The organism is Serratia sp. TSO36 (genome assembly GCF_057808395.1).
This window is the reverse complement of sequence record NZ_JBJZOU010000029.1, coordinates 65,474-91,099: the sequence shown is the minus strand read 5'-3', so window position 1 is coordinate 91,099 and position 25,626 is coordinate 65,474. Positions and strand designations below refer to the sequence as shown.

The following is a 25,626-nucleotide window of genomic DNA, read 5'->3' as shown; positions in this document are numbered from 1 at the left end:
CTAGTTTCGGTTGCGGTTAACTTTGATCACATCCGGCATGATACGGATTTTACGCATAATGTTTGCCAAATGGATGCGATCGCGGGTGGTCAAGCGGATAAAGGCGCTATAAACCCGACCGTCTTTCTCTTCGGTGTTCAGGCTCTGAATATTGGACTCGGCCGCGTTGATCGCCGCCGTCAGGTTGGCCAGCGCGCCCTGGTGGTTGAACATATCCACCTTGATCTCGGCGATGAACTCCTGCTCGGTCTCTTTATCCCACTCGACCGCCATGAACTTCTCAGGCTCTTTCTGATAGCCGCGAATATTGCGGCAGGACTCATGGTGGATCACCAGCCCTTTGCCCGGGCTGACGTGAGCGATAATCGGATCGCCCGGAATCGGGCGGCAGCACTTGGCGAAGGTGATCAACACCCCGTCGGCGCCCTTGATGGCCAGGTTGCGCACGCCGGAGGATGCGCCCAGGCTGGACTGATCGCCCTGCAGGTTCTTCGCCACCACCACGCTCATGGCGTTGCCGAGGCCGATTTCCGCCAGCAGATCGTCCAGCGTCGCCAGCTTCATACGATCCAGCTCGTGCTGAATGTTTTCCGGCGGGATTTCGGCCAGCTTGCGGCTGCCGCCCAGCGCGTGGTTGAGCAGACGGCGGCCGAGGCCGACGGAGTCGTCGCGCTTGAGGTTCTTCAGCATCTGGCGAATTTTGGCGCGCGCTTTCGAGCTGACCACGAAGTTCAGCCAGGCGGCGTTGGGCCGCGCGCCCGGCGCGGTGATGATCTCGACGGTCTGGCCGCTGGTCAGCGACTGCGACAGCGGGTACGGCTGACGATCGACGCGCGCGCCGACGCAGGCATGGCCGATATCGGTATGCACCGCATAGGCGAAATCGACCGGCGTGGCGCCGGCGGGCAGCTCGACGATGCGGCCTTCCGGGGTGAAAACGTAAATCTCATCCGGGAACAGATCGGATTTGACGCTCTCGATAAACTCAAACGAACTACCGGCGCTTTGCTGCAGTTCCAGCAGGCTCTGCATCCAGCGCTGGGCGCGGATCTGCGCCGTGGTGCCGGTTTCGCCCTGTTCTCTTTCCTTGTAAGCCCAGTGCGCGGCTACCCCCATCTCAGCCATCTGGTCCATGTCTTCGGTGCGGATCTGCACTTCGACCGGCACGCCGTGCGGGCCGATCAGCGAGGTATGCAGCGATTGATAGCCGTTGGCCTTGGGAATGGCGATGTAATCTTTCACTCGCCCCGGGCGCGGTTTGTACAGGCTGTGCACCTGGCCGAGCACGCGGTAGCAGGTATCGACCTCTTTCACGATCACCCGGAACGCGTAGATATCCATGATGGAATGGAAACGCTGTTCTTTGAGATGCATCTTGAGGTAGATGGAGTAGAGGTGTTTTTCCCGCCCGCTGACGCGGCAGGCGATGCCGGCTTCGGTCAGTCGCCCTTCGATCTCGGAGAGGATTTTTTGAATCATCTCTTTGCGGTTGCCGCGTGCGGCTTTCACCACTTCCTTGATCACGCGATAACGGTTCGGGTACAGCGCCTCGAAGCCCAGCTCTTCCAGCTCGGTCTTCAGGTGATGAATACCCAGACGGTGGGCGAGCGGGCTGTAGATTTCCAGGGTTTCACGCGCGATGCGCCGGCGTTTGTCGGGGCGCAGCGAACCGAGGGTGCGCATGTTGTGCGTACGGTCGGCCAGCTTGATCAGCACGACGCGGATATCCTGCACCATCGCCATGATCATCTTGCGGAAGTTTTCCGCCTGCGCTTCTTTCTTGTCCTGGAACTTCAGCTTGTCGAGCTTGGAGACGCCCTCAACCAGTTCGGCGACGCTCTTGCCGAACAGCTGTTCCATATCTTGATAGGTGGCTGGGGTGTCTTCGATGACGTCGTGCAGCAATGCCGCCATCAGCGTCTCGTGATCGAGACGCATTTCCGCCAGGATGCAGGCCACGGCGACCGGGTGAGTAATGTAAGGCTCACCGCTGGAGCGTGTCTGGCCCTCGTGCGCGTCGCGCGCGACGAGGTATGCCTGTTTGAGGCGCTTAATCTGCTCCTCGGGCAGGTAACGTTGAATCAGCAGATTCAGGCTTTCAAACAGGTACAAGGCGGACTCGCAGTCTAATTAACGACGACCTTCAGCAATCGCGGTAACCGCTTGAATCTCTGCGGCTTCCTGCTCTTGCTGTTCCTGGCGCTCACGCACGTCGAGGATCTGGCTGGTGATCAGGCCTTCTTCGATTTCGCGCAGGGCGATAACGGTGTACTTGTCGTTCTCTTCCGGAACCAGTGCATCTTTGCCGCCGGTCTGGATCTGACGCGCCCGACGAGCAGCGACCAACACCAGGTCAAAACGGTTACCAATTTTCTCTACAGCGTCTTGAACAGTTACGCGTGCCATATTTGTGCTACTCCACAGGTGACGAAAAGACTGGGCATGATACTGAAACTGCCTTCAGTCTGCCAATAGTTTGCTGATTAAAGCGTCATGCCGCAGCAACTGGCGGCCCAAACGCAGGCGTTCGGCGCGAATGATGGTCTTCAGATCGGACAGCGCCAGATCGAAATCATCGTTCACGATCAGGTAATCGTACTCCGCGTAATGCGTCATTTCCGCCACGGCCTGAGCCATGCGCTTGGCGATCACCTCTTCGGAATCCTGCCCGCGCCCGCGCAGGCGGCGACCCAGTTCTTCCTTCGACGGCGGCAAAATGAAGATGCTGCGCGCTTGCGGCATTTTGGCGCGGATTTGCTGCGCGCCCTGCCAGTCGATATCCAGAAACACGTCCACGCCGGTCGACAATACTTGTTCGATGGCGGCGCGCGAGGTGCCGTAATAGTTGCCGAACACTTCGGCGTGCTCAAGAAACGCGTCCTGCTCGATCATCCGGCGGAATTCGTCTTTCGAGACGAAGAAATAGTGCTCGCCGTGATTTTCACCCGGGCGGCTGTCGCGCGTGGTGTGCGAAACCGAAACCTGCGTGTCGTACAGCGGTTGCGTCTTTAACAAAGCCTGAATCAGACTTGATTTACCTGCGCCACTGGGAGCAGAGACAATATAAAGCGTGCCTTGAGCCATGATGATGTTCGTTGATAACGGTTGATATGCCAATAACAGCGGATGTGTATTTTCTCCGCACAGTATACACGGCTAACGCGCCGGGTGCAGCGTTAGCTCGCATTTTGCCCGAGGCTTTGCGCGGAAAAAGCGGCGAATGAGCGAATTTGCGCGTCGAAGGGCAACATTTCTGCAGTTTTGGCCTCGGCGGCGGCGCGTTGCCGCCCCGAGATCAGTGATCCGGATGCTGGTAGTTGAACACCGGCAGGCCGAGGCGGAAGCGCAGGGCGATCAGGCGTGCGCTCAGGCCGGCGACCAGCGTGAGGATCACCACCAGATTGTGCGGCAGGCTGAGGTGCTGCAGGCCGATATACAGCCAGGCGGCGCTGAAGGAGATGCCGGCGTAGATCTCCTTCTGGAAAACCAGCGGGATGCGGTTGCAGAACATGTCGCGCAGCACCCCGCCGAAGACGCCGGTGATCACCGCGGCGATGGCGGCGATAATGGCGCTGTGTCCCATATCCAGGGCCACCTGCGCGCCGATGATGGAGAAGACGATCAGGCCGACGGCGTCGAGCACCAGGAACAGGCGGCGCAAATGGCGCATCAGGGGAGCCACCCAGGTGGTGACGATCGCCGCTATCGCGACGATGACGATGTATTCCGGGTGTTTGACCCAGCCCAATGGAAAATGCCCGAGCAGCATATCGCGCACCGACCCGCCGCCGATCGCCGTGACCGAAGCGATGATGATCACGCCGAACATGTCCATTTGGCGGCGGCCGGCCGCCAGCGCGCCGGTCATGGCTTCGGCGGTGATGCCGATGATATAAAGGATGCTCAGTAACATAAGGGATTCACAGCGTACTTGCGTCAGAATGATGGCCGGCAGGGTAATCGCCGCCGATGGCGCGCGCCACTGAGTTTTTTTCACCGATGGCGTTTCGGATTAATTTAGCTAATCCAAACTCCGTTTTTATTGCCGATAACCAGCCTTTTTTAACATCTGGCTGTTGATGAAAGCATTAGAAATTTCGCGCTGGTTTCCATCGCTGACTATGCTTTTTGCAGCGAATCCTTCAACCGATAAACCGAGACTGCAGATGAAAAACTCCCCGAGATTGGCCGCCGGCGCCGTGGTGGCCGCCCTGCTGCTGAGCGGCTGCGTGGCGCCAGGCCACCAGGCTGTGCCACCCGCCCCGGCTTGCCGCACCGGCGATCCGCTGGTGCAGACAACGCTCTACTTCGGCCTGAATCGCCCGGCGGGGCCGGCGATCACCGCCGCCGAGTGGCAAACCTTCGTCGATAGCCAGGTGACGCCGCGCTTTAAAGACGGGCTGACGGTCTTTGATGCCAAAGGGCAGTGGCTGGGCCACGATGGCAAGCTGGCGCGCGAGAACAGCAAGGCGCTGCTGCTGATCCATGCGCCGGGCAAAGAGAGCGAGGCGAATATCGAGGCGCTGCGCAGCGGCTACAAGCAGCAGTTTGCGCAGGATTCGGTAATGCGGGTGGATGCGCCGGTGTGCGTGGCGTTTTAAAGCGAACTCCCGGCCCTGCGGCCGGGAGTGGGGATTACAGCACCAGGCCGGCGATGGCCGCCGACAGCAGGCTCACCAGCGTCGAGCCGTAAACCAGCTTCAGGCCAAAACGGGAAACCACGTTGCCTTGCTGCTCGTTCAGTCCCTTGATGGCGCCGGCGACGATGCCGATGGAGGCGAAGTTGGCGAACGACACCAGGAACACCGACAGAATGCCCAGCCCGCGCGGCGACAGCTCCGCCGCGATTTTCTTCAGCTCAATCATCGCCACGAATTCGTTGGCCACCAGTTTGGTCGCCATGATGCTGCCCGCCTTCAGAGCCTCTTCCGCCGGGATACCGATCAGCCAGGCCAGCGGATAGAACACATAGCCGAGGATCTGCTGGAAGCTGATGCCGAGCACCGCGGAGAACAACGCATTGACGGCGGAGATCAGCGCGATAAAGCCGATCAGCATCGCCGCGATGATCATCGCAATCTTGAAGCCGGCCAGAATGTATTCGCCCAACATTTCGAAGAAGCTCTGATCTTCATGCAGTTTGTTCAGCTTCAGCTCCGGCTCGTCTTCGACCTGATACGGGTTGATGATCGACAGAATGATGAAGGTGCTGAACATGTTAAGGATCAATGCCGCCACCACGTACTGCGCGTCGATCATCGACATGTAGGCGCCGACGATGGAGAGCGATACCGTCGACATGGCGGTCGCGGCCATGGTGTACATGCGGCGCGGCGAGATATCGCCGATGATGCCTTTATAGGCGATGAAGTTCTCCGACTGCCCCAGCACCAGCGTGCTGACGGCGTTGAACGATTCCAGCTTGCCCATGCCGTTGACCTTGGACAGCAAGGTGCCGACCAGGCGAATGATCAGCGGCAGGATGCGGAAATGCTGCAAAATGCCGATCAGGGCGGAAATAAAGATGATAGGGCACAAAACGCCGAGGAAGATGAATGCCAGACCATCCTTGCTCATGCCGCCGAACACGAACTCCGATCCTTGGGCGGCGTAGGCGAGCAGGGTGTCGAAGAAGCCGGCGACGTGTTTGATCACGCTGAGCCCGCTGGCGGAGTGCAGGAAGAAATAGGCCAGCGCGCCTTCGATCACCAGCAGCTGGATGATATAGCGCAGGCGGATTTTCTTGCGATTATTGCTGACCAGCAGCGCCAGGGCGATGATCACCACCAGAGCCATAATAAATTGCAGAATTTGTGGCATAAACGGTCCGTACGGTTCACGGGCAGAGAAAAAACACATTTAGCCACAGCATCGCCGTCCTTTCATTACCTTGCGTGATAATTAGAACAAAATACTTATGGCGTGCGGGATATCTTGCCGATTGTCATCCGCACGCGCTGCTCGGCAGTTTTTCATAAGCTTCCCGGTGAGCCGGTTGCCCAGAGGCCTTCCGGCTCGCAACCTGATGCAATCGCCGTCACTCGCGTGCAAACGCCTGGAATCTGGCTCGCAACTGGCGCTTTTTCATGGCGTAAAGTGTGGTTTTCTCGAGAGAGGCAAAGAAAAATGCCTGAACAAGGCGCCACGACCGGCGCGTATTTTCTCGGACAAGGAGGCGAACGATGAATACCGGCACGTTGCTCAGGGCGCTGGCCAACGGCGTTAATCCCGACACCGGCGAGCTGTTGAGACCGGCTTCGGCGGCCTGTGCGCCGGAGGCTATCCGCCTGCTGTTCGCGTTGGCCAACGAGTTCGACGGTGAAGCCGAACTGCAGAAAAAAGCCCGGCTAACGCCGGAGGAGAAGCGGCAGAAGAATCTGGCCGAGGGCCGGCTGGCCAATGCCTACTTCCCCTGGCCGGAAGAAGAAAAACTGCGGCTGCGTGAGAGCCATGCGGCCGGGGCGACGCTGGAAGCGCTGAGCGATGAGTTCGAGCGCTCAACCTGGAGCATTGCGGTGCAGCTGCAGAAAATGGGGCTGATTGATGAAGAGCAGGCGGCCGCCCATCGCTGATCTGCAGCCATAAAAAAGCCCGCTTGGCGCGGGCTTGATGGCATGTGGGGCAGGATCACTCGATGTTCTGAATCTGCTCGCGCATTTGCTCGATCAGCACTTTCAGCTCGATGGCGGAAGCGGTGACGTCGGCATTGATCGACTTGGAGGCCAGGGTGTTCGATTCGCGGTTGAACTCCTGCATCATAAAGTCGAGGCGGCGGCCGACGGCTTCTTTCTTCTTCAGGATGTTGTGCGTCTCTTTCACGTGCGCTTCCAGACGGTCCAGCTCTTCGGCGACGTCGATGCGCTGCGCCATCAGCAGCAGCTCCTGCTCCAGGCGGGTGTTTTCCAGCTGTACCTGGGCTTCTTCCAACTTGCTGACCAAGCGCTCGCGCTGCCATTGCAGGATGTTCGGCATCTGGGCGCGCACTTTGACCACTTCGGCGCTGACGCCGTCGAGGCGCTGTTCGATCAGCGTTTTCAGCGCGGCACCTTCGCTTTCGCGTGCGACGATAAAGTCATCCAGCGCGCCGTCCAGCGCCTGCATCAGCTCGGCGCTGATGGCGTCCAGATCCTGCTCCTGCGCGGACATCACGCCCGGCCAGCGCAGCACGTCGATCGGGTTGATTTCACCTTCGTCGCTCTGCATTTTCACCCAGTTGGCGGCTTCGACCAGCTGTTTGGCCAGTTTTTCGTTCAGGATCAGCGAGCTTTGCGCGCTTGGATCCAGCTCGAAACGCAGGTTGCATTCGACTTTGCCGCGGGTCAGGCGGCCACGGATACGTTCACGGATCACCGGCTCCAGGCTGCGGAATTGTTCCGGCAGGCGGATGTAGGTTTCTAAGTAGCGCTGGTTAACGGAACGCAGCTCCCAGGCTGCGCTGCCCCATTCACCCTTGATTTCACGCCGGGCGTAGGCGGTCATGCTGCGGATCATTGATGCGTACCCGTAATAGGAAAAGATGGGGCGATTATAGCGTCGCGGCTGCGGGCAGGATAGGCATTACGTCACGAAGCCCGTATAATGCGCAGCCAATAGTTGATTTGAAGCCGGAGAGAGCCCATGCGTCCTGCAGGCAGAGCACCACAGCAAGTTCGCCCCCTGACACTGACCCGTCACTATACCAAACACGCTGAAGGTTCAGTGCTGGTTGAGTTTGGCGATACCAAAGTCTTGTGCACCGCCACGGTAGAAGAGGGCGTTCCGCGCTTCCTGAAAGGCCAGGGGCAAGGTTGGATCACCGCCGAGTACGGCATGCTGCCGCGCTCCACCCACAGCCGCAACGCTCGTGAAGCCGCCAAAGGCAAACAGGGTGGCCGCACGCTGGAGATCCAGCGCCTGATCGCCCGCTCGCTGCGCGCCGCGGTAGACCTGAAAAAGCTCGGTGAATTCACCATCACCCTCGACTGCGACGTACTGCAGGCCGACGGCGGTACCCGAACTGCCTCGATCTCCGGCGCCTGCGTGGCGCTGGCCGATGCGTTGAACACGCTGGTGGCCAACGGCAAGCTGAAAGCCAACCCGATGAAGGGCATGGTGGCGGCGGTTTCCGTCGGCATCGTCAATGGCGAAGCGCTGTGCGATCTGGAGTATGTGGAGGACTCCGCGGCGGAAACCGACATGAACGTGGTGATGATGGAAGATGGCCGCATGATTGAGGTGCAGGGCACCGCCGAAGGCGAGCCGTTCAGCCACGATGAGCTGTTGGCGCTATTGGCGCTGGCCCGAGGGGGCATCGAAACCATCTTCCAGGCGCAGAAAGCGGCGCTGGCGGACTGATTTTTTAAGGCGACTGAGAAGTCGCCTTTTTTATGCCCGGCGATCGGGCGGCAGTAATGACAAGACCCAAGCAGATTCAGACGAGGAGAAGCAGTAATGAAAGCCTATCAGCGCCAGTTTATCGAGTTCGCGCTTAACAAGCAGGTATTGAAATTCGGCGAGTTCACCCTGAAGTCCGGCCGCACCAGCCCGTATTTCTTCAACGCCGGCCTGTTTAATACCGGGCGCGATCTTGCGCTGTTGGGGCGCTTCTACGCCGAAGCTCTGATGGACTCCGGCATCGATTTCGACCTGCTGTTTGGCCCGGCCTATAAAGGCATTCCTATCGCCACCACTACGGCGGTGGCGTTGGCGGAACACCATGAGCGCGACGTGCCTTACTGCTTTAACCGCAAGGAAGCCAAGACCCACGGCGAAGGCGGTTCGCTGGTAGGCAGCCCGCTGCAGGGGCGCGTGATGTTGGTGGATGATGTGATCACCGCCGGCACCGCGATCCGCGAGTCGATGGAAATCATCGGCGCCAGCGGCGCTTCGCTGGCGGGCGTGCTGATTTCCCTCGACCGTCAGGAACGCGGCCGCGCAGATATCTCCGCCATTCAGGAAGTGGAACGCGACTATCACTGCAAGGTGATTTCGATCGTGACGCTGAAGGACCTGATCGCCTATCTGGAAGAGAAGCCGGAAATGGCGGACCACCTGGCGGCGGTGCGCGCTTACCGTGAGCAGTACGGGGTGTAAGTAAAAACGCCGGGCATGCCCGGCGTTATCTTTATTGCAGCTGGGCCGCCAACAGCGGCCAGCGGGCGTCGAATTCCTGCGTTGGGCGATAGCGGAATTCCGAACGCACATAGCGCGACAACATGCCTTCGCAGAAGGCCAGCAGCTGGCTGGCCAGCAGCGTTTCATCGACGATAAAGCCTTTGCCTTCGCGCAATTTGCGCTCTTTCAGCACCTGTCGCAGCTGCGCCTCGATGCGTTCGAACAGCTGGTTGATGCGGCCCTGCAGGCGATCCTGTTCAAACATCAGCGCGTGGCCGGTCATGATGCGCGTCAGCCCCGGGTTGCGTTCCGCAAAGCCCAGAATCAGCAGTAAAATCAGGCGCAGACGATTAAACGTCTCTTTCTCGTCCTGCAAGATCAGGTTGATGCGGGTGATCAGGCTGTCTTCGATAAACTCGATCAGGCTGTCGAACATCCGTGTCTTGCTGGGGAAATGCCGGTACAGCGCAGCTTCAGAAACACCCACGTTCGCGGCGAGCTTGGCGGTGGTGATGCGTTGGCTGCCGTCGCTGGACTCCAGCATCTGGGCTAACGCCTGCAATATTTCCTCGCGCCGATTCCTTTTCGTATTTTCTTTTTCTGCCATGTCTGATTAGACCCTTGCTAAAACTTAACTGACGGAAACCCGTGCACCGGCCGCTGCAGAGCAGGCTCTGTGCGGCTTATGTGATAGCTTTTTTACGATGCTGGGGTCAGCGGCCTTAACGGCCTTTTCCGCGCTGCCTGGTGTGCGCTGCAATTGTCGCGGTAAAACCTTGCCGCAGAGACATCCTTCTCCCCGGAAAGGCAAGGTTCAGGCGACGTTTCCCTGCCGGCCCTCGTGCCTTGGGTGGCGCTTAGTGGCGCCCCGAGTGGCCGAAGCCGCCTTCGCCGCGCTCGCTGCCGTCGAATTCTTCCACCAGGTTGAATTCTGCCTGCACCACCGGCACGAAGACCATCTGCGCGATGCGTTCACCCGGCTCTATGGTGAAGTGCTTCTGGCCGCGGTTCCAAACGGACACCATCAGCTGGCCCTGATAATCGGAGTCGATCAGGCCGACCAGGTTGCCCAACACGACGCCGTGCTTATGGCCCAGGCCTGAGCGCGGCAGGATCACCGCCGCCAGGCTTGCGTCGGCGATATGGATCGCGAGGCCGGTAGGCAGCAGCGTGGTTTCACCCGGCGCCAGCTCTACCGCGCTGTCCAGGCAGGCGCGCAGGTCGAGACCGGCGGAGCCCGGGGTGGCGTAGGTCGGTAGCGGGAAATCCTGACCGATGCGCGGGTCGAGGATCTTAACGTCGATTTTTTTCATCATAACGGCTGACTATCTCGTCTATTAAACGTTGGCCAAGGAGTGCCTTGTCGCTCAGCGCCAGGCGTTTCTCTCCATCCTGCCAAAAAAGGTGCAGGGCATTGGTGTCGCTGTTGAACCCGTGCTCTGCAAGCGATACATCGTTAGCGCAAATCAAATCCAGCTTCTTACGCGCCAGTTTTTGCCGCGCGTATTCTTCCACATTCTGGGTTTCGGCGGCAAACCCCACGACAAACGGTCGATTTTTGGTCATCGCCGCCACGCCGGCGACGATGTCGGGGTTTTTTACCATCTTGAGGATGATTTCATCACCCTGTTTTTTTATTTTTTCATCGGCGATCCGCTCGGGGCGGTAGTCGGCCACGGCGGCGCAGGAGATGAAAATCTGCTGCTGCGCGGCGCGCTGTTGCACCGCCTGCTCCATCTCCAGCGCGCTGGTGACGTCCACTCGGGTGACCGATGGCGGCGTCGGCAGGTTGACCGGCCCGGCGATCAGCGTCACCTGTGCGCCGCGGGCGGCGGCGGCGCGGGCGATGGCGAAGCCCATTTTGCCGGAGCTGTGGTTGCTGATGAAACGCACCGGATCCAGCGCTTCACGCGTCGGGCCGGCGGTGATCATAACCTGCAAATGTTGCAGATCCTGCGGGGCGGAAAAATGCGCGTTCGCCAGGTCGACGATGTCCAGCGGATCCAACATGCGGCCCGGGCCGACGTCGCCGCAGGCCTGGCTGCCGCTGTCCGGCCCCCAAAGCAGCATGCCGCGCGCCTGCAGCGTTTGCAGGTTGGCCTGCGTGGCGGCGGCGCGATACATCTGCTGGTTCATGGCGGGCGCGGCGGCGATGGGGGCATCGGTCGCCAGGCAGACTGTGGTCAGCAGATCGTTGGCCATGCCGGCGGCGACGCGCGCCAGCAGATCGGCGGTCGCCGGCGCCAGAATAACCAGATCCGCCCACTTGCCCAGTTCGATGTGGCCCATGGCGGCTTCGGCGGCGGGATCCAACAGATCGTCGGACACCGGGTAGCCGGAAACGGCCTGCAGCGTCAGTGGCGTAATGAACGCCTTGGCGGCGTGGGTCATCACCACGCGCACTTCCGTGCCCCTGTCGCGCAGGCGGCGCACCAGCTCTGGGCATTTGTAAGCGGCGATGCCGCCGCTGATGCCAAGCACAATATGTTTGCCGGAAAGTCCCGTCATCATCATTGTCCGATTGAAAGCCGAAAGATGCGCCATTTTAGCATATCCGCCGTTCAGGTGAGCGATTCCGCAATGGCTGCAGGGCGTTACATTGTGCTTTGCGAAACACTTCGCAATGTTATCAAACACCTGTCGAACGCGCCGGCCGGCACATGGCATGCTGTAGCCCTTTCAGGGAGGAACACGATGAGCAACCCGATTGTGGCGTGCTGGCCGGGCGCGCTGGCACCGCGTGAAAAGCTGTTGATGCAGGGGGCGGCGGCGCTATCCGACGCAGAGCTGTTGGCCATTTTCTTGCGCACCGGGTTGCCCGGCGTGCACGTGATGCAGCTGGCGGAGCAGCTGCTGCGCCGGTTCGGCTCGCTTTATCACCTGATGTCGGCCGATCATCAGGCTTTTTGCAGCCAAAAAGGCCTGGGGGACGCCAGCTATACGCAGCTGCAGGCGATTGCCGAGCTGGCGCTGCGCTTCTTTTCCAGCCATTTGTCGCAGGAAAATGCCATGCTCAATCCGCGCGTCACTCAGCATTATCTGCAAAGCCTGCTGGCGCATCGCGAGCGGGAGGTCTTTTTGGTATTGTTTTTAGACAATCAGCACCGGGTTATTCGCCATCAGGAGATGTTTGCTGGTACCATCAGCAGCGTCGTCGTCTACCCGAGAGAAATTGTGCGCGAAGCGTTGAAGGCTAATGCCGCCGCGCTGATTCTCGCGCATAATCACCCTTCGGGTAAGGCTGAACCCAGTCATGCCGACCGCTTGATAACGGAACAGGTGGTGAAAGCCTGTCAGTTATTGGAGATCCGAGTGCTTGATCATTTGGTGATCGGTCGGGGTGAATGCGTCTCTTTTGCCGAGCGCGGATGGCTTTAAGCGATTTTTTCGCGATCCTTGTGGGATCTTTAGCTGTTCGGGACTTGAGCACTTACGCTTCAGAGCGTATACTACGCCACCTTTGAGAATCTTGGGTTTGGCGCAAGAGCCTATCTCAGCAGGTTTCTGACCTGATGTGTGGTTTCTACCTGATGACGAGAGTCTCCTCAGTATGAAGTTTGCTGAGATGGGCTCTAAAAGCCTGACGAGGCGGCCATACCCTATACGAAGCTCGAGCTGATTTGATTTTTGGAGAATAGACATGTCCCGAGTCTGCCAAGTTACTGGCAAGCGCCCGGTGAGCGGTAACAACCGTTCCCACGCAATGAACGCGACCAAACGCCGTTTTCTGCCTAACCTGCACTCACACCGTTTTTGGGTTGAGGCTGAGAAGCGCTTTGTAACTCTGCGTGTATCTGCTAAAGGTATGCGTGTTATCGATAAGAAGGGTATTGAGACGGTTCTGGCCGATCTGCGTGCCCGTGGTGAGAAGTATTAAGGAACTGAATCATGGCTAAAGGTGTTCGCGAGAAGATCAAGCTGGTTTCTTCTGCTGGTACTGGTCACTTCTATACCACCACGAAGAACAAGCGTACTAAGCCGGAAAAATTGGAACTGAAGAAATTCGATCCAGTTGTCCGTCAGCACGTAGTATACAAAGAAGCTAAAATTAAATAATTTTAGTGGATTAATGAAAAACCCGGCCTTGGCCGGGTTTTTTGTTTTATAAAGGGTAGAAAACGTCGGAGGGGAAGCCAGATGCCTGAATTACCGGAAGTTGAGACGAGCAGACGCGGTATAGAGCCTTATCTTGTCGGCCACAGCATTCAGTATGCGGTGGTGCGCAACGCGCGCCTGCGCTGGCCGGTTTCCGAGCAGATCCTGACGCTGAGCGATCGGCCGGTGCTCAGCGTGCAGCGCCGGGCCAAATACCTGCTGATCGAGCTGGAGAACGGTTGGATTATCGTGCACTTGGGCATGTCGGGCAGCCTACGCATGCTGCGCGAGGAAAACGAAGACGAAGCCGGCAAACACGACCACGTCGATCTGGTGATCAGCAACGGCATGATCCTGCGCTATACCGATCCGCGCCGTTTCGGCGCCTGGCTGTGGTGCGAAGACCTGGCGGCCAGCAGCGTGTTGGCGCATCTGGGGCCGGAACCGCTGAGTGAAGCGTTCAACGGCGATTACCTGTATGAAAAATCACGTAATAAGCGCACGCTGATCAAACCGTGGCTGATGGATAATAAGCTGGTGGTTGGGGTCGGTAACATTTACGCCAGCGAATCGCTGTTCAGCGCCGGGATCCTGCCCGATCGTCCGGCGGGATCGTTGAGCAAAGCCGAAGCGGAACTGCTGGTGAAGACCATCAAGGCGGTGTTGCAGCGCTCTATCGAGCAGGGCGGCACGACATTGCGCGACTTTTTGCAGTCTGACGGCAAACCGGGGTATTTCGCGCAGGAGCTGCAGGTTTACGGGCGGGCGGGAGAACCCTGCCGCGCGTGCGGTACGCCGATCGAATCGGCCAAGCACGGGCAGCGCAGCACCTTCTTTTGCCGTCGCTGCCAGCGCTGAGCATCACTCGGCGGCGAGCTTCGCCATCAGCGCCTGGGTGACCACGTCAGGCAGGAAAGGTGCGATATCGCCGCCGTGACGGGCGACCTCCTTCACCAGTGAGGAGGAGATGAACGACCACTCTTCGGAAGGCATCAGGAACACGCTTTCCAGCGTCGGCATCAAATGGCGGTTCATGTTCGCCAGCTGCAATTCGTATTCAAAGTCAGACACCGCACGCAGGCCGCGTACCAGGATATTGGCATTTTGGTGAGCGGCGAAGTGCGCCATCAGCTCGCTGAAGCCCAGCACTTCCACATTGTCCAGATGCGAGGTGACCTGCGTCGCCAACGCCACGCGCTCATCCAGGCTGAACAGCGGCTTTTTGCTCGGGCTGGCGGCGATGGCCAGAATCACGTGATCGAACATCAGTGACGCGCGCGTCACTAAATCCAGGTGGCCGTTGGTCATGGGATCGAAGGTCCCGGGATAGATGGCTTTGCTGGTCATGATTCACTTCTCTGAGTAGTTGCGGCCCAATGCCCATAATGCGGCATATTTATTGAAGGTATATTGCGCGTTGACCACCGCTAACAGCAACCCCTGTTTACCGTCGAGGAAGCCGGCCCGCAGCAGCCAGGTTTTGACGAAGGCGCCGAGCGTGTGGGTCAGGATAGACAGATAGCCGCAACGCTTGCCGGCCCGGTGGCGTTGCGTTGCCCACTCTTCGGCGTAGCGCAGCTGTTTGCGCTGAAAGGCGAAGAAATCGCGGCAGGTCAGGTGCAGCATATCGCCGCTGAGGGGGATCACTTTGGCGCCGCCGATGTTCAGCGATTCGTGCACCAGATCGTCGTTATAGCGATAGCGTCGGTTGGCGTACAGGCGGTTGACGCGGTCGGGATACCAGCCGCTGTGGCGCATGAAGCGGCCAAGGAACAGATTGCGCCGCGCACAGCTGTAGACGGCGTCGTCGTCCGGCGCGTTCAACACCCGTTCGATGGATTGCCGCAGCTCGGGCGTGACGCGTTCGTCGGCGTCGATCATCAAAACGTAGTCATGGCTGGCGTAGCTTTGCGCCAACTGACGCTGCTTGCCGAACCCTTGCCAGTCGGTGTGCGTGAAGACTTTGGCGCCCAGGCTTTCGGCGATGGCGACGCTGTCGTCCTCGCTGCCGGAGTCCAGCACGATGATTTCATCGGCCCACTCGACCGAGCGCAGACAGTCCGGCAACAGCCCGGCTTCGTTTTTGGCGATCATCACCACCGACAGGCTTTTGCGGCTGTTCATTCAGTGGCTCCGGGGCGGCAGGTGCGGTTCCAGCAGCTGCAGCAGGCGCTGCAACGCTCCCTGATTCTGATACAGCACTTCCACCGCATGACGGCCGTAGTAGCGGCGGTAGTCTTCGTCGGTTAACAGGGTTTCCACTTCCTTCACCAGCGAATCCACATCGGTCACGGTGATCAGGCCTTCGGCCTGCGAAAGCTTGGCGCAGATGTCTTTAAAGTTGAAGGTATGCGGGCCCATCAGCACCGGGATGGCGTGCGCGGCGGCTTCCAGCGGGTTGTGACCGCCGCGTTCCACCAGGCTGCCGCCGACAAAGGCCAGATCGGCGATGCCGTATAGCAGCATCAGTTCGCCCATGGTATCGCCGATCACCACCTGGGTGCTGCCGGACGGAATTTCGCCGCTGCTGCGCAGGGTGTAGCTGAAGCCGGCTTTCTGCACCAGCTCCTTGGCGGTCGGAAAACGCTCCGGGTGACGCGGCACCAGGATCAGCAGCAGATCGGGGTGTTTTTCCAGCAGTTTGCGGTGCGCTTCCAGCAGGATGGTTTCTTCCCCGTCATGGGTACTGGTGGCGATCCACACCGGGCGGCGCGGCGCCCATTGGCGGCGCAGCGTAACGGCGCGGGCGGCCAGCTCCGGGGTGACGGAGATATCGAATTTCAGGCTGCCGGTCACGGCCAGCTGCGAGCGCTTCAGGCCCAGTTCGATAAACCGATCGCCGTCTTCCTGGTTCTGTGCGGCGATCAGCGTAATGCGGCGCAGCATATCGCGCATGAACCCGCCAATTTTCTTATAGCCGGCGGCGGAGCGGGCCGACAGGCGCGCATTGGCGATCACCAGGGGGATCTGCCGCTGATGCAGCGCGTTGATCAGGTTGGGCCACAGCTCGGTTTCCATGATGATCACCAGCTTGGGATTCACCTGATCGAGGAAGCGGTTCATGGAGCCGGGCAGATCGTAGGGCAGATAGACATGATGCACGTCTTTGCCGAAAGCGGACTGGACGCGTTCTGAACCTGTTGGGGTCATTGTGGTCACAGTTATCGGCAAAGCGGGGTAACGATGGCGCAGCGCCCGCACCAGCGGGATGGCCGCCAGCGTTTCGCCGACGGAGACGGAATGCAGCATGATGCCGCCTGGCACGACTTTCCCGGCGCAGAAGCCATAGCGTTCCGCCCAGCGTTTACGGTAGGCTGGAGCTTTGCGGCTGCGCAGCAGTAAGCGGAGCCAGATCAGGGGTTGGATGAGGTAGAGTAGTACCTGATATAAACGCAGCAACATTCTATCAATTTCATTTATATGGGTTATTCGGAATAGTACCATAACTGGAAGGGAAAGGCGCTAATTTGGTAACCTTGGGTGTCAGTTTCAGACAACCGGCGAGCGATTTCGCCGACAGGCTCGGAATGAAGAATATTTTAATTATTCGCCGCGATAACATCGGCGATCTTGTTTGCACCACGCCCTTGATTGAAGGGGTGAAAATTGCCTATCCGGACGCAAAAGTTTATCTGCTGATCAATAAAGTCAGCCAGGACGTCGTTAAAAACAACCCTCATCTCGAGAAAGTCTTTGTCTATAAAAAGGCCAAGCACAAGGCGAAAAATGAGACCACGCTGGGCGTTTATTTCGAGCGTCTGATGATCTTCCTGAAGCTGCGCAAAATAAAATTCGATGCGGTCATTCTGGCCAACCCGGTGCCTTGCAAATACAGTTTGCGTTTAGCGAAAATGGCCGGCGCCACCCATATCATCGGCGCCGATTTGGGCACGAAAGATATTCATCGCCCGTTCCGCAAGGACGATTTCCGCGGTCAACATCAGGTCGAACATACCTACAGCTATTTATCGGCGATAACCGATCAATCCATTCCGATCCCGCCGGTGCGGGTGTTTCTGACGCCTGAAGAGCGGCAATTGGCGGCGCAACGGTTGCTAGAGCGTTTGCCACCGGTCGAACGGGTATGCGCCGTGCATATCAGCAGCCGCAGCCCGAAAAGGCGTTGGCCGGTTGAACGCTATGCCGAAATCATCAACCGTCTGGTTGCCGATCCCCACACCGGCGTGCTGATCTTCTGGTCGCCGCAGGGCACGCTGGCGCCGGACGACATCGGCGACCAGCAGCGCGCCGAACAGCTGCTGGCGCTGTGTCAAAACGAACGCGTCGCGCTTTATCCGACGGCGTCGGTGCGTGAGCTGTTGGGCGGGTTTGATTTATGCGACCGGGTGCTGTGCAGCGACGGTGGGCAGATGCATCTTGCCGCCGCGTTGAATAAGGACATGGTGGTGTTCTTTGGCGATACCGATAAAGCCTCCTGGCATCCATGGACCGGCCGTCATCATATTTTGCAGAGTGAGTCGGGGCACTGTGAAGATGTTTCTGTCGATGAGGTTTGGCAGAAAATGCAGGCGCTCAGCTAACGAAGAAAATAAGGCAGCTATCCCCTGCCTTATTTATTTTCTCTATTATTTTTCTTTCAGCTCAATATATTGACGGCAAATAGGCTCAAGCCCATAGCTCAGCAATTGCTGTTGATTTATCTGCGGCGGATTGGCGTAAATCTCCGCCATTTTTTCTGCCAGCGACGCTTCGTTTAATTCCGCCAGCGCGTTAGCCATGCCGGCTTTTTCCAGAATTTCCGCAGGGCCACCCGGACAACGGGTGCTGACCACCGGTGTGCCGCACAGCAGCGATTCTACCAGCACGTTGCCAAACCCTTCGCTGTCGGAGCTGAGCACCAGCAGCGAGGCATGGCGAATAAACGGGTAGGGATTAGCCTGGAAACCGAGAAACAGCACGCGCTCTGCGATGCCCAGGTCTGTTGCCAGACGTTTGACCTCGGCGACTCTGGCGTCGTCCCCGGCGCCGATCAAGGCCAGCGGCGCCTGAATGCCGGAGTGCGCATAGGCTTTCAGCAGGCGATCATGCCGCTTGGTGGCGTGAAAGCGGCCGACGTGCACCAGATAGTCCTGGCCGGCCAGTTCGCAAGGCGCTGCCGCCTGTTGCTGGATGGCGTCGATATCGAACGGGTTGTTGATGACCGCCAGCCGGCGCGGGCGGATCGGCAAGTTCTGCTGCAGATCGTCGCCGACCGCCCGTGAAACGGCGACGATATTTCTCCCCTGGTAAACGTTGGCGATTTTGCGTTGCTTCAGCCAGCGATCCAGGCCCTTGCGGTGGCCGAGGTAGGAGGTGGAGAGAATGCCGTGAATGCAGAACCACAGGCGATCCGCGGCCAACCGCTTGCTGCGGCTGACGATGCGATCGGTTTTATGCAGGTTGGAGAACACCAGATCGAACGCGCCGTGTTGGCGCTCGTGTTCGGCTATCGCCAGATCCAGCGCGCCGGCGCGGCGCGACAGCTCGGTCAGCTTGCGCCAGGGGGCGCGGCTGCGATCGGCCACCACCTGATAATCAATGCCCGGCGGGATAGGGTAATTGCAGACGTCGCGCAGCGAGATCAGACTGACGTCATGCCCCTGTTGCTGCATGCCCTGGCACAGGGTCAGCACCACTTTTTCCGCGCCGCCTCCCGGCAGGCCGTCGATGATCATCAGAATACGCATAGCTAATCCAGTAACCGGTTATAGAGGGAAATAAGCTGTTCGGACAGATGCGCCGGCGTAGCCGGCATAATACGCAGTCTTGCCGCTTCGCCCATGGATGATCCCAGCGCCTGGCGCGGCAGTGCCCGAATGGCCTCCGTGATGGCCGGTACGTCGAGCGCGTCGGTCACGAAGCCGTTCTGGCCGGGGGTGATAAACTCGGCGCCGCCGCAGGTGGTGCTGGTGATAACCGGCAGGCCGCACGACATCGCTTCCAGAATCACATTCGGGAACGGATCGTACAGCGTCGGCAGCAGCAGCGCATCTGCGGCCTGATAAAACGGCAAGGTCTGCTTCTGCACGCCCATAAAGTGAACCCGATCGCTGCAGCCCAGCGACTGTGCCAGCGCCCGGTAGCGTTTTTCGGCCTTGTCTTTGCCGACCACCAACAGGTGGCTGTCGGTCGCCGCCACGGCTCGGATGGCGGCCGACAGCCCTTTGCGCTCAAAGCCGGAACCGACGAAGATCAGGCAGTGCGCCTGTTGCGGGATCTGATACTGCTCGCGCAGACGTTGGCGCAGGGCCTCGTCGGCGGGCGGGAACTTTTGATTATCGATGGCGTTATAGATCACCGTGATTTTTTCGGCGGGCACGCCAAAGTCTGCGATGATTTCCTGCTTGATCATCTCGGCGTTGCAGATGACGGCTTTCAGCTCCGGTGCGGCATACATGGCGCGTTCGGCGCACATCACATAGCGGTGATAACGGTTGGAGAACAGCCATTTGCGGCGCCATTCCGGCAGCAGACGCGCGCGTTGCAGCAGCCAGCGGCGGTGTACGCCGTCGCCGGCGCGGTAGATGTCGCAGCCGGGAATGCGCTCGTGGCTTTGCACCAGATCAAAATGCTCTTTCTGCCACAGCGCCCTGGCCGCCACGGCGAAGCCCCGTTCGCGGCTGATGCGGCCGAGTTTTAGCGGGTTGCACAGGTGGATATGCCAGTTGGGATTGGCGTCACCCTGCCATTCGCGGGTGATGACGTTCAGATCGAGATCCTGTTGCTCCAGCGCCTCCAGGGCGCGGGAAACGAAACGTTCGGCTCCGCCGTCCGGGCGGTATTTTTGGCGAACGATCGCCAAACGAAATGCTTTCATGCCAGCGTGCTCCGCGCGGCTGCAATCACCGCGTCTGTAGGAATAAGGTCGAGATACCGTTCGTCGGTGCCGGTATCGATGGCGTCCGGATCGGGTAGTTCGCCGAAGTCGCCGGCCCAGATCACGGCGCCGGTAGCCTGCCACGGCCGCCAGAAAGTCAGTTTGGAAGGGCCGAACAGCGCCACGCACGGCGTGTGCAGTGCGGCGGCCATGTGCATCGGCACCGAATCCACGCCGATAAACAGCTTGGCGTGGTCGATCAGGGCGGCCAGCTGGCGCAGCGTCAGCTGGCCGGCTAACGAAATCACGCCCTGCGGCGGGCAGAGCGCCAAAATGCGCTCTACCATGGCTTGTTCTCTGGCGTCGGGGCCGGAGGTGATCACCAGCTGGTGGCCGTCGGCCTGCAAGGCGGTGAGGGTGGCGGCCATTTTCTCTTCGCTCCAGCATTTGAAGAACCAGCGCGAGGTGGGCTGCACCACAATATAACTGCCGGTGACGCCCTGTTTCTGCAACCGTTGCTCACATGCCTGCCAATCCTGCGGATCGTAACTCATGGTCACATGATCACTGAGCGCGGGCAGGTTCAGCGGCGCCAGCAGCGAGAGGTTTTGTTCGACGGTATGCAGGTGGGCGTGATTGTCGACCGGCACCAACTGCGTGTGGCAGTGGCGCCACAGGAAGCCACGGCGTTTGGGGAAATCGAAGCCCAGACGGATGCGCGCGCCGGTCAGGCGCGTGAGGATGGCGCTGCGCCACTGATCGGCCAGGTTGACCACCAGATCGTAGCGCTGCGCCTTCAGGCGGCGCAGCAGCGCCAGTTCGTGCCCCAGATGCGCGCGGGCGCCCTGTTTTTTCCATTGGCGGTCGATGGCGAACAGTGTCGACAGTTCCGGATTACTGGCCAGCATCTCCTGCGTTTCCTGATACAGCAGCACATCGATCTGCGCCTGCGGGTAGTTTTGCCGCAGGCTGCTGATGACCGGCGTGACCAGCAGCATATCGCCGTGATGGCGCAGTTTTATGATCAAAATACGCTGTACGGATGGGGCGGAAGTTGGGGCTGGCGCGTCGTTCATCATGAGTCGCTTTCTGGGAAACCAATCTTTGATTCTAAATGACCCGATCGCATGTGGCTACTGTTGCAAGGTTTTCTTGCCGGGCCGCAAAAAAATCGCCGAGCCGGGGACGAATGCGTTTCAATGTTGTCCAAACCAGGCAGCAAAGTCGTTTGCCCTGGCGAAACGGGCTGCGTAACATAGTGCATTCTGTTGATATCAGGCTCGATATTCATGACTAAACCGGCGTTTCTCATCACCATTGATACCGAAGGCGATAATCTGTGGCAAAACCACGATCGCATCGCGACCGAAAACACGCGTTTCTTGCCGCGCTTTCAGGCATTGTGCGAAAAATACGCCTTCAAACCGGTTTATCTCACCAACTATGAAATGGCGATGGATCCGGCTTACGTCGAGTTCGCGCGCGACGTGATCGCCCGCGGCGCGGGTGAAGTCGGCATGCACCTGCACGCCTGGAACAGCCCGCCGCTAACGCCGCTCACCGACGACGACTGGCGCCACAAGCCTTATTTGATCGAGTATCCCGCCGATCAAATCCGCGCCAAGGTCGATCACATGACCAAGCTGCTGGAAGATGCCTTCCAGACCAAAATGCTCAGCCATCGCGCTGGCCGCTGGGCGTTCAACGAATATTATGCCTCGCTGCTGCTGGAGTATGGCTATCAGGTGGACTGTTCGGTGACGCCGCGGGTCAACTGGCAGTTTTCGCCGGGCAATCCGCAGGGCAACGGCGGCACCGATTACAGCCGGTTCCCGTCGCAGGCCTATTTCATCGATCCGCAGAACATTGCCAAACCGGGCGCTTCGGCGCTGCTGGAAGTGCCGATGAGCATTCAGTATAAGCACTCGGCGCTGATGAACGCGTTCAAGCAAGGTTATGATCGGCTGCGCGGCAAGCGGCGTTCGCCGTCCGTCAACTGGCTGCGGCCGAGTGGCGGCAACGTGGCCAAGATGATAAGCGTGGCTGAAGCGTCGCTGGCGCAGGGGCATGACTACGTCGAATTTATGCTGCACTCCTCCGAGTTTATGCCGGGCGGCAGCCCGACGTTCAAAACCGAGCAGGATATCGAAGGGCTGTACCGCGATCTGGAACAGCTGTTTGACTGGCTGCAGCAGCGCACGGTGGGCATGACGCTGGCCGAGTATTATCAACTTAAAGCGAATTAAGCACGCACATGTCGAAAAAATGGAAAATCAAGGTTGCCGACTGGTTCTTGCGGCGCTATACGGCGAAGTACGGTCGTTTTCAGGATAAGGCGACGTTCGACGGCGCCCAGCAGTTTGACAATATCGTCATCTATTCCACCACGGCGTTGGGCGACTTCATGTTCAACACGCCGGCATTGAGGGCGATGCGGGAACGCTACCCCAACGCACACATCACACTGGTGGTGCACAAGAAAAACCGCGAGCTGGTGGAAAACGGCCGCTATTACGATCGCGTGGTGTATTGGGACAGCAAGATCAAGACGATCCGCCCGTTGCTGAAATCGCTGCGCGAACATCAGCCGGATTTGGCGCTGATTCTGCACTCCCACCTGCCTTATGACATCATCAGCGCCGTACTGGCCGGGGCGAAGTACATTATCCGCGATAACTACAGTTCGGGCATTTGCGGGCTGGAGCCTTGGCTGACCAACTATGTCTTCCATTATTACGGCCACTTCGTGCGCCGCAAGCTGGAGCTGATTTCCATTTTGGGCTGCCACAGCGACGATCCGACGATGGAAATTCCCGTGGATTATCAGCGCGGCGTCAAAAGCAGCGAGCATCCCACCATCGGGTTTCAATTGGGGGCATCTACGGAGTCGCGTTGCTGGCCGGTTTCGCACTATGCGCGGCTGGCCGATGAGCTGGTGGCGAAGCACCCTAATGTACGCATCGTGCTGATTGGCGCACCGTTTGACGACGGCAAGGCCAAACAGTTTATGAGCCTGATCGGCCCGCAAACGCAGGCCTGCGTGGATAACCAGATCGGTAAAACGGGGCTGCAAGGCTTGCTGACGTTGATCGACAGTTTCCATGTTCTGGTCACCGGCGATACCGGGCCGCTGCACCTGGCGGTGGCGTTGAAGGTGAAAACCATCAGCCTGTTCGTGACTGCCGACTCACGCTCCACCGGGCCGATTCAGGATGCTGAACTGCACCGCATCATTCAGGTGTCGCGTACCGGTTATACGATGCCGCTGGAGGCGGAAAGCCCGATGGGGGTCATCCAACCGCAGCGGATTTATGACGAGCTGGTCGCACACGTGCCTTTAGCGCGCTAAAGGCGAGACGACCCATCGGCCGCCAGGCCGATGCGGTTAGCGCGGCCTGCGCCCGCGCAGCTTAGAAAGAAAGGTATCCACTCGCGCATAGCGCATCTGGCGGACTTTTTTGCCCGGCACGTCGCTGTTGCGGCAGACGTCGGCGGCGCGGCGCAGGATGTGCAGCGTTGCCGGCGCGTAATGGTAATAGCCGTAGACCGCCTTCGACATGCTTTTCACCTCGGAAAAGCAGTTGGCCAGCATCAGGGCGGCCAACCGGCGCAGCGGCTCATCCCCGGGATGCTGCGCCACAAAACGCAGCATCTTCTCCATGGCGAACAACATATCTTCAATATCTTTGGGTTTGATATTGCGGGTGATGCCCTGGCTGTTGTCCCGATAGAAGTAGAGTTCGCCGTCAAGATGGGCGATGCGGCGAGTTTTGAAATACTGAAAAGGTGTGAAAATCACGTCTTCGTAGCGCCTGCCTTCTTCGAACGCTTCCCCTGCCAGCAGCGTGCGTTTATATACCCGGCTCCAGAGATGCCACATCGAGCGTGCAAACAACGGTTGCAGGCTGCCCAGTCCCAATTGTGAAAAGTCGTAGGCTACGGGCCGCGCCGCGCGGTTATCCGGTGTCGGCGGATGCTCGGTGAACTTCTGATAATTAAAATCGATCAGGTCATATTCACCGGCGGTAAGCTGGGGGCGCAGGATCGCCAGATAGTCGTCGCTCAGCAGATCGTCGCCGTCGAGGAAGGTGATATAGCGTCCGGTGGCCAGCTGTAAGCCGACGTTGCGGGCGTGCGCAATGCCGCCGTTGGCCTGTGAAGTAAAGACCACGCGCGGGTGCCGCCGCTGCGCCAGATATTGGCTGACCAGCGCGCCGGAGGCGTCGGTGGAGCCATCGTCGATGATCACCACCTCGATATCGTCGCTAATCTGTGCAAATAACGAATCCAGCGCAGCGATAACGAACGCTTCGTTATTATAAAACGGCACGATAACGCTGAGCAGCGGCTGCTGAGGATTCACGGGGTGGGCTCCTGAACAGGGGGCTGTTTCGTGACGGAAAGAACGGCGGCGATCAGCGCCAGGCCGAACATGGCGGTACCTTCCGTGCTGAAGAAGATGACGTCGCTCAGGCCGTAAACGAACAGGCTGGCGCTGACGCTCAGCAGCAGCGCGTTGCGCTGTGGCCGGAAGGAAGAGAAAAACAGGCTGACATACAGCGCCAGCAGCAGCAGTACGCCCCAGACGCCCTTGAGCGAGTAAGTTTCCAGCAGCTCGTTGTGCAGGTGGACGTTGATGTAGGGCATGACGCCAGACAGGCGGGGTTGCTGTGCGACCATCGCACGGATCTCTTCGCCGCGCTGTTCGGCGGATTGGCCCCACGGGGCTTGTGACCCGGTATGCCATGCCAGCGTTTGCATCGACAGCCGGGAAATGATGGAGTTTTCAGTCTGCGGCTGGTCCATCAGGCGCATGTCGGTCTCAAAAGCCTGAATGCGTTCTTCTATCTGCGGTTTAAACACCAGGCCGCAGGCTACGAGCAGCAGCGGTACCGAGGCCACCAACGCAAGCTTGTGTTTTCTGGAAACCAGCTGCTTGGTGGCCAGCAGCGACAGGCAGACCGCCACCGGATAGACCAACATGGCCGCGCGCGTGCCGGTGAGCACCAGCGCAGAGAAGGACAGCAGGAATGCCGCAATGTACAACACCAGGCGGTAGCGGGTGCGCAGCATCAGGATGGCTTGCATCATGACCAGATCGATGGCGGTCATCAGATAGGCGGCGACCGTGGCGCGATCGAAGTTGAGCTCTACGCGCGGGATATCCAGACGCAGCCCCTGATAGAGGGAATAACCGTTGATCGCCAGACCGGTGACGAGAGCCACAACGATCAGCAGGCGCTGTACGCACAACCGCTCATTGAGCGCGATCAGCAAAATGAAAGCGGTCGCGAGCTGCAGTTTGCCGGTCGACATATAAGAGCGATAAATATTGATGTACTCACCCGGCTGTTTGAAGTGATGCATCCAGAGGATGGTTCCCATGCCCACGCTGAACATCAGCGCGGGCAGCAGCAGGTTTCTAACGTTGCTGAAGTAGTAGCGCGGGTACAGGCAAACGGCGATAAAGGCGATGTAGCTGGAAACGTAAAACAGATTGCGTCCGGTCGCAGAACCGAAAGGAATGGTGCAAAAAGCGATAGCGCACCCCAGATAGATCAGATAGCTGAAGGCAGGGTGTGGCGTTCTGTGTTTTAGCATCGGGCGTATTTTCCGGCTCA

General features: G+C 59.1%; 28 protein-coding genes. 11 read left to right on the top strand and 17 right to left on the bottom strand.

Annotated features, from left to right (window positions below; genetic code table 11):
- The 4 genes from spoT to ACK3CV_RS24630 all read right to left on the bottom strand — a co-directional run bounded on the left by spoT (window position 1) and on the right by ACK3CV_RS24630 (window position 3,913).
- Window positions 1–2,112 carry a bifunctional GTP diphosphokinase/guanosine-3',5'-bis pyrophosphate 3'-pyrophosphohydrolase gene (gene spoT / locus ACK3CV_RS24645; protein ID WP_033636482.1) on the bottom strand — a complete coding sequence of 704 codons (2,112 nt, stop codon included), beginning with the start codon at window positions 2,110–2,112 and terminating at the stop codon, window positions 1–3.
- Between the two features lie 18 nt (window positions 2,113–2,130).
- A complete protein-coding gene (gene rpoZ, locus ACK3CV_RS24640) occupies window positions 2,131–2,406 on the bottom strand; it encodes a DNA-directed RNA polymerase subunit omega (RefSeq protein WP_004931221.1) in 276 nt (91 codons plus the stop codon).
- A gap of 54 nt (window positions 2,407–2,460) precedes the next feature.
- A complete protein-coding gene (gmk, locus tag ACK3CV_RS24635) occupies window positions 2,461–3,084 on the bottom strand; it encodes a guanylate kinase (RefSeq protein ID WP_033636481.1) in 624 nt (207 codons plus the stop codon).
- Between the two features lie 211 nt (window positions 3,085–3,295).
- Window positions 3,296–3,913, bottom strand: a complete 618-nt coding sequence (locus tag ACK3CV_RS24630; protein ID WP_025304704.1) for a trimeric intracellular cation channel family protein — start codon at window positions 3,911–3,913, stop codon at window positions 3,296–3,298.
- 253 nt (window positions 3,914–4,166) lie between these two features.
- On the opposite strand from ACK3CV_RS24630, the gene ACK3CV_RS24625 reads away from it, so the two are divergent.
- Window positions 4,167–4,601 carry a DUF3574 domain-containing protein gene (locus ACK3CV_RS24625; protein ID WP_047569999.1) on the top strand — a complete coding sequence of 145 codons (435 nt, stop codon included), beginning with the start codon at window positions 4,167–4,169 and terminating at the stop codon, window positions 4,599–4,601.
- Between the two features lie 34 nt (window positions 4,602–4,635).
- On the opposite strand, the gene ACK3CV_RS24620 is transcribed toward ACK3CV_RS24625, so the two are convergent.
- Entirely contained in the window at window positions 4,636–5,820 is a 1,185-nt protein-coding gene (locus ACK3CV_RS24620) for a NupC/NupG family nucleoside CNT transporter (protein ID WP_004931212.1), read from the bottom strand.
- A 362-nt stretch (window positions 5,821–6,182) separates the two neighbouring features.
- Here ACK3CV_RS24620 and ACK3CV_RS24615 point away from each other — a divergent pair, with 362 nt between their 5' ends.
- Complete coding sequence (locus ACK3CV_RS24615) at window positions 6,183–6,572, top strand: hypothetical protein (protein ID WP_164040047.1); 390 nt, start codon at window positions 6,183–6,185, stop codon at window positions 6,570–6,572.
- A 55-nt stretch (window positions 6,573–6,627) separates the two neighbouring features.
- On the opposite strand, the gene ACK3CV_RS24610 is transcribed toward ACK3CV_RS24615, so the two are convergent.
- Window positions 6,628–7,491 (bottom strand): YicC/YloC family endoribonuclease, encoded by an 864-nt coding sequence (locus ACK3CV_RS24610; protein ID WP_164040049.1) that lies wholly within the window; start codon window positions 7,489–7,491, stop codon window positions 6,628–6,630.
- Between the two features lie 126 nt (window positions 7,492–7,617).
- Here ACK3CV_RS24610 and rph point away from each other — a divergent pair, with 126 nt between their 5' ends.
- Window positions 7,618–8,334 carry a ribonuclease PH gene (gene rph / locus ACK3CV_RS24605; protein ID WP_025160305.1) on the top strand — a complete coding sequence of 239 codons (717 nt, stop codon included), beginning with the start codon at window positions 7,618–7,620 and terminating at the stop codon, window positions 8,332–8,334.
- 96 nt (window positions 8,335–8,430) lie between these two features.
- Window positions 8,431–9,072: an orotate phosphoribosyltransferase gene (gene pyrE / locus ACK3CV_RS24600; protein ID WP_004931204.1), complete on the top strand. Its 642-nt coding sequence runs from the start codon at window positions 8,431–8,433 to the stop codon at window positions 9,070–9,072.
- Window positions 9,073–9,103: 31 nt separating this feature from the next.
- Here pyrE and slmA read toward each other — a convergent pair whose 3' ends face one another.
- The 3 genes from slmA to coaBC form a co-directional block, all read right to left on the bottom strand.
- Complete coding sequence (gene slmA, locus ACK3CV_RS24595) at window positions 9,104–9,700, bottom strand: nucleoid occlusion factor SlmA (RefSeq protein WP_025304700.1); 597 nt, start codon at window positions 9,698–9,700, stop codon at window positions 9,104–9,106.
- Window positions 9,701–9,950: 250 nt separating this feature from the next.
- Window positions 9,951–10,409: a dUTP diphosphatase gene (dut, locus tag ACK3CV_RS24590; RefSeq protein ID WP_033636478.1), complete on the bottom strand. Its 459-nt coding sequence runs from the start codon at window positions 10,407–10,409 to the stop codon at window positions 9,951–9,953.
- Complete coding sequence (gene coaBC / locus ACK3CV_RS24585; RefSeq protein ID WP_164040051.1) at window positions 10,387–11,604, bottom strand: bifunctional phosphopantothenoylcysteine decarboxylase/phosphopantothenate--cysteine ligase CoaBC; 1,218 nt, start codon at window positions 11,602–11,604, stop codon at window positions 10,387–10,389. The genes dut and coaBC overlap by 23 nt, the downstream gene beginning before the upstream one ends.
- A gap of 183 nt (window positions 11,605–11,787) precedes the next feature.
- On the opposite strand from coaBC, the gene radC reads away from it, so the two are divergent.
- From radC to mutM, 4 genes are all read left to right on the top strand, one after another.
- On the top strand, window positions 11,788–12,471 hold the full coding sequence (radC, locus tag ACK3CV_RS24580; RefSeq protein ID WP_025304698.1) for a RadC family protein: 684 nt from the start codon (window positions 11,788–11,790) through the stop codon (window positions 12,469–12,471).
- 262 nt (window positions 12,472–12,733) lie between these two features.
- Window positions 12,734–12,970, top strand: a complete 237-nt coding sequence (rpmB, locus tag ACK3CV_RS24575; RefSeq protein ID WP_004931195.1) for a 50S ribosomal protein L28 — start codon at window positions 12,734–12,736, stop codon at window positions 12,968–12,970.
- 11 nt (window positions 12,971–12,981) lie between these two features.
- A complete protein-coding gene (gene rpmG / locus ACK3CV_RS24570; RefSeq protein WP_002442576.1) occupies window positions 12,982–13,149 on the top strand; it encodes a 50S ribosomal protein L33 in 168 nt (55 codons plus the stop codon).
- An 81-nt stretch (window positions 13,150–13,230) separates the two neighbouring features.
- Complete coding sequence (mutM, locus tag ACK3CV_RS24565; RefSeq protein ID WP_164040053.1) at window positions 13,231–14,046, top strand: bifunctional DNA-formamidopyrimidine glycosylase/DNA-(apurinic or apyrimidinic site) lyase; 816 nt, start codon at window positions 13,231–13,233, stop codon at window positions 14,044–14,046.
- A 3-nt stretch (window positions 14,047–14,049) separates the two neighbouring features.
- Here the strand turns inward: mutM and coaD are convergent, their stop codons facing one another.
- The 3 genes from coaD to waaA are packed head-to-tail and all read right to left on the bottom strand — an operon-like array spanning window position 14,050 to window position 16,590.
- The gene (coaD, locus tag ACK3CV_RS24560; protein ID WP_004931181.1) at window positions 14,050–14,535 is read right to left on the bottom strand and encodes a pantetheine-phosphate adenylyltransferase; all 486 of its coding nucleotides are present in this window, start codon (window positions 14,533–14,535) and stop codon (window positions 14,050–14,052) included.
- A 3-nt stretch (window positions 14,536–14,538) separates the two neighbouring features.
- Window positions 14,539–15,312, bottom strand: a complete 774-nt coding sequence (locus ACK3CV_RS24555; RefSeq protein WP_164040054.1) for a glycosyltransferase family 2 protein — start codon at window positions 15,310–15,312, stop codon at window positions 14,539–14,541.
- The gene (gene waaA, locus ACK3CV_RS24550) at window positions 15,313–16,590 is read right to left on the bottom strand and encodes a lipid IV(A) 3-deoxy-D-manno-octulosonic acid transferase (RefSeq protein WP_025304695.1); all 1,278 of its coding nucleotides are present in this window, start codon (window positions 16,588–16,590) and stop codon (window positions 15,313–15,315) included.
- 125 nt (window positions 16,591–16,715) lie between these two features.
- Between waaA and ACK3CV_RS24545 the strand changes: the two genes are divergently transcribed.
- Window positions 16,716–17,729: a glycosyltransferase family 9 protein gene (locus tag ACK3CV_RS24545; protein WP_164040056.1), complete on the top strand. Its 1,014-nt coding sequence runs from the start codon at window positions 16,716–16,718 to the stop codon at window positions 17,727–17,729.
- Between the two features lie 45 nt (window positions 17,730–17,774).
- Here the strand turns inward: ACK3CV_RS24545 and ACK3CV_RS24540 are convergent, their stop codons facing one another.
- Genes ACK3CV_RS24540 through rfaQ form a run of 3 tightly spaced genes read right to left on the bottom strand, consistent with a single transcriptional unit; the run spans window position 17,775 to window position 21,084 of the window.
- A complete protein-coding gene (locus tag ACK3CV_RS24540) occupies window positions 17,775–18,875 on the bottom strand; it encodes a glycosyltransferase (protein ID WP_489009911.1) in 1,101 nt (366 codons plus the stop codon).
- A gap of 2 nt (window positions 18,876–18,877) precedes the next feature.
- A complete protein-coding gene (locus tag ACK3CV_RS24535) occupies window positions 18,878–20,005 on the bottom strand; it encodes a glycosyltransferase family 4 protein (RefSeq protein ID WP_489009910.1) in 1,128 nt (375 codons plus the stop codon).
- On the bottom strand, window positions 20,002–21,084 hold the full coding sequence (gene rfaQ, locus ACK3CV_RS24530) for a putative lipopolysaccharide heptosyltransferase III (RefSeq protein WP_033649736.1): 1,083 nt from the start codon (window positions 21,082–21,084) through the stop codon (window positions 20,002–20,004). Before rfaQ ends, ACK3CV_RS24535 begins: the two co-directional genes overlap by 4 nt.
- 210 nt (window positions 21,085–21,294) lie before the next feature.
- Here rfaQ and ACK3CV_RS24525 point away from each other — a divergent pair, with 210 nt between their 5' ends.
- Window positions 21,295–22,251: a polysaccharide deacetylase family protein gene (locus tag ACK3CV_RS24525; protein ID WP_164040058.1), complete on the top strand. Its 957-nt coding sequence runs from the start codon at window positions 21,295–21,297 to the stop codon at window positions 22,249–22,251.
- Between the two features lie 8 nt (window positions 22,252–22,259).
- Window positions 22,260–23,354, top strand: coding sequence for a glycosyltransferase family 9 protein (locus ACK3CV_RS24520; protein ID WP_164040059.1), 1,095 nt, complete (start codon window positions 22,260–22,262; stop codon window positions 23,352–23,354).
- A 36-nt stretch (window positions 23,355–23,390) separates the two neighbouring features.
- Here the strand turns inward: ACK3CV_RS24520 and ACK3CV_RS24515 are convergent, their stop codons facing one another.
- Together ACK3CV_RS24515 and ACK3CV_RS24510 are read right to left on the bottom strand one after the other, a co-directional pair.
- A complete protein-coding gene (locus ACK3CV_RS24515; protein ID WP_164040061.1) occupies window positions 23,391–24,368 on the bottom strand; it encodes a glycosyltransferase family 2 protein in 978 nt (325 codons plus the stop codon).
- Complete coding sequence (locus tag ACK3CV_RS24510; protein WP_164040062.1) at window positions 24,365–25,606, bottom strand: O-antigen ligase family protein; 1,242 nt, start codon at window positions 25,604–25,606, stop codon at window positions 24,365–24,367. Before ACK3CV_RS24510 ends, ACK3CV_RS24515 begins: the two co-directional genes overlap by 4 nt.
- Window positions 25,607–25,626: the final 20 nt, after the last annotated feature.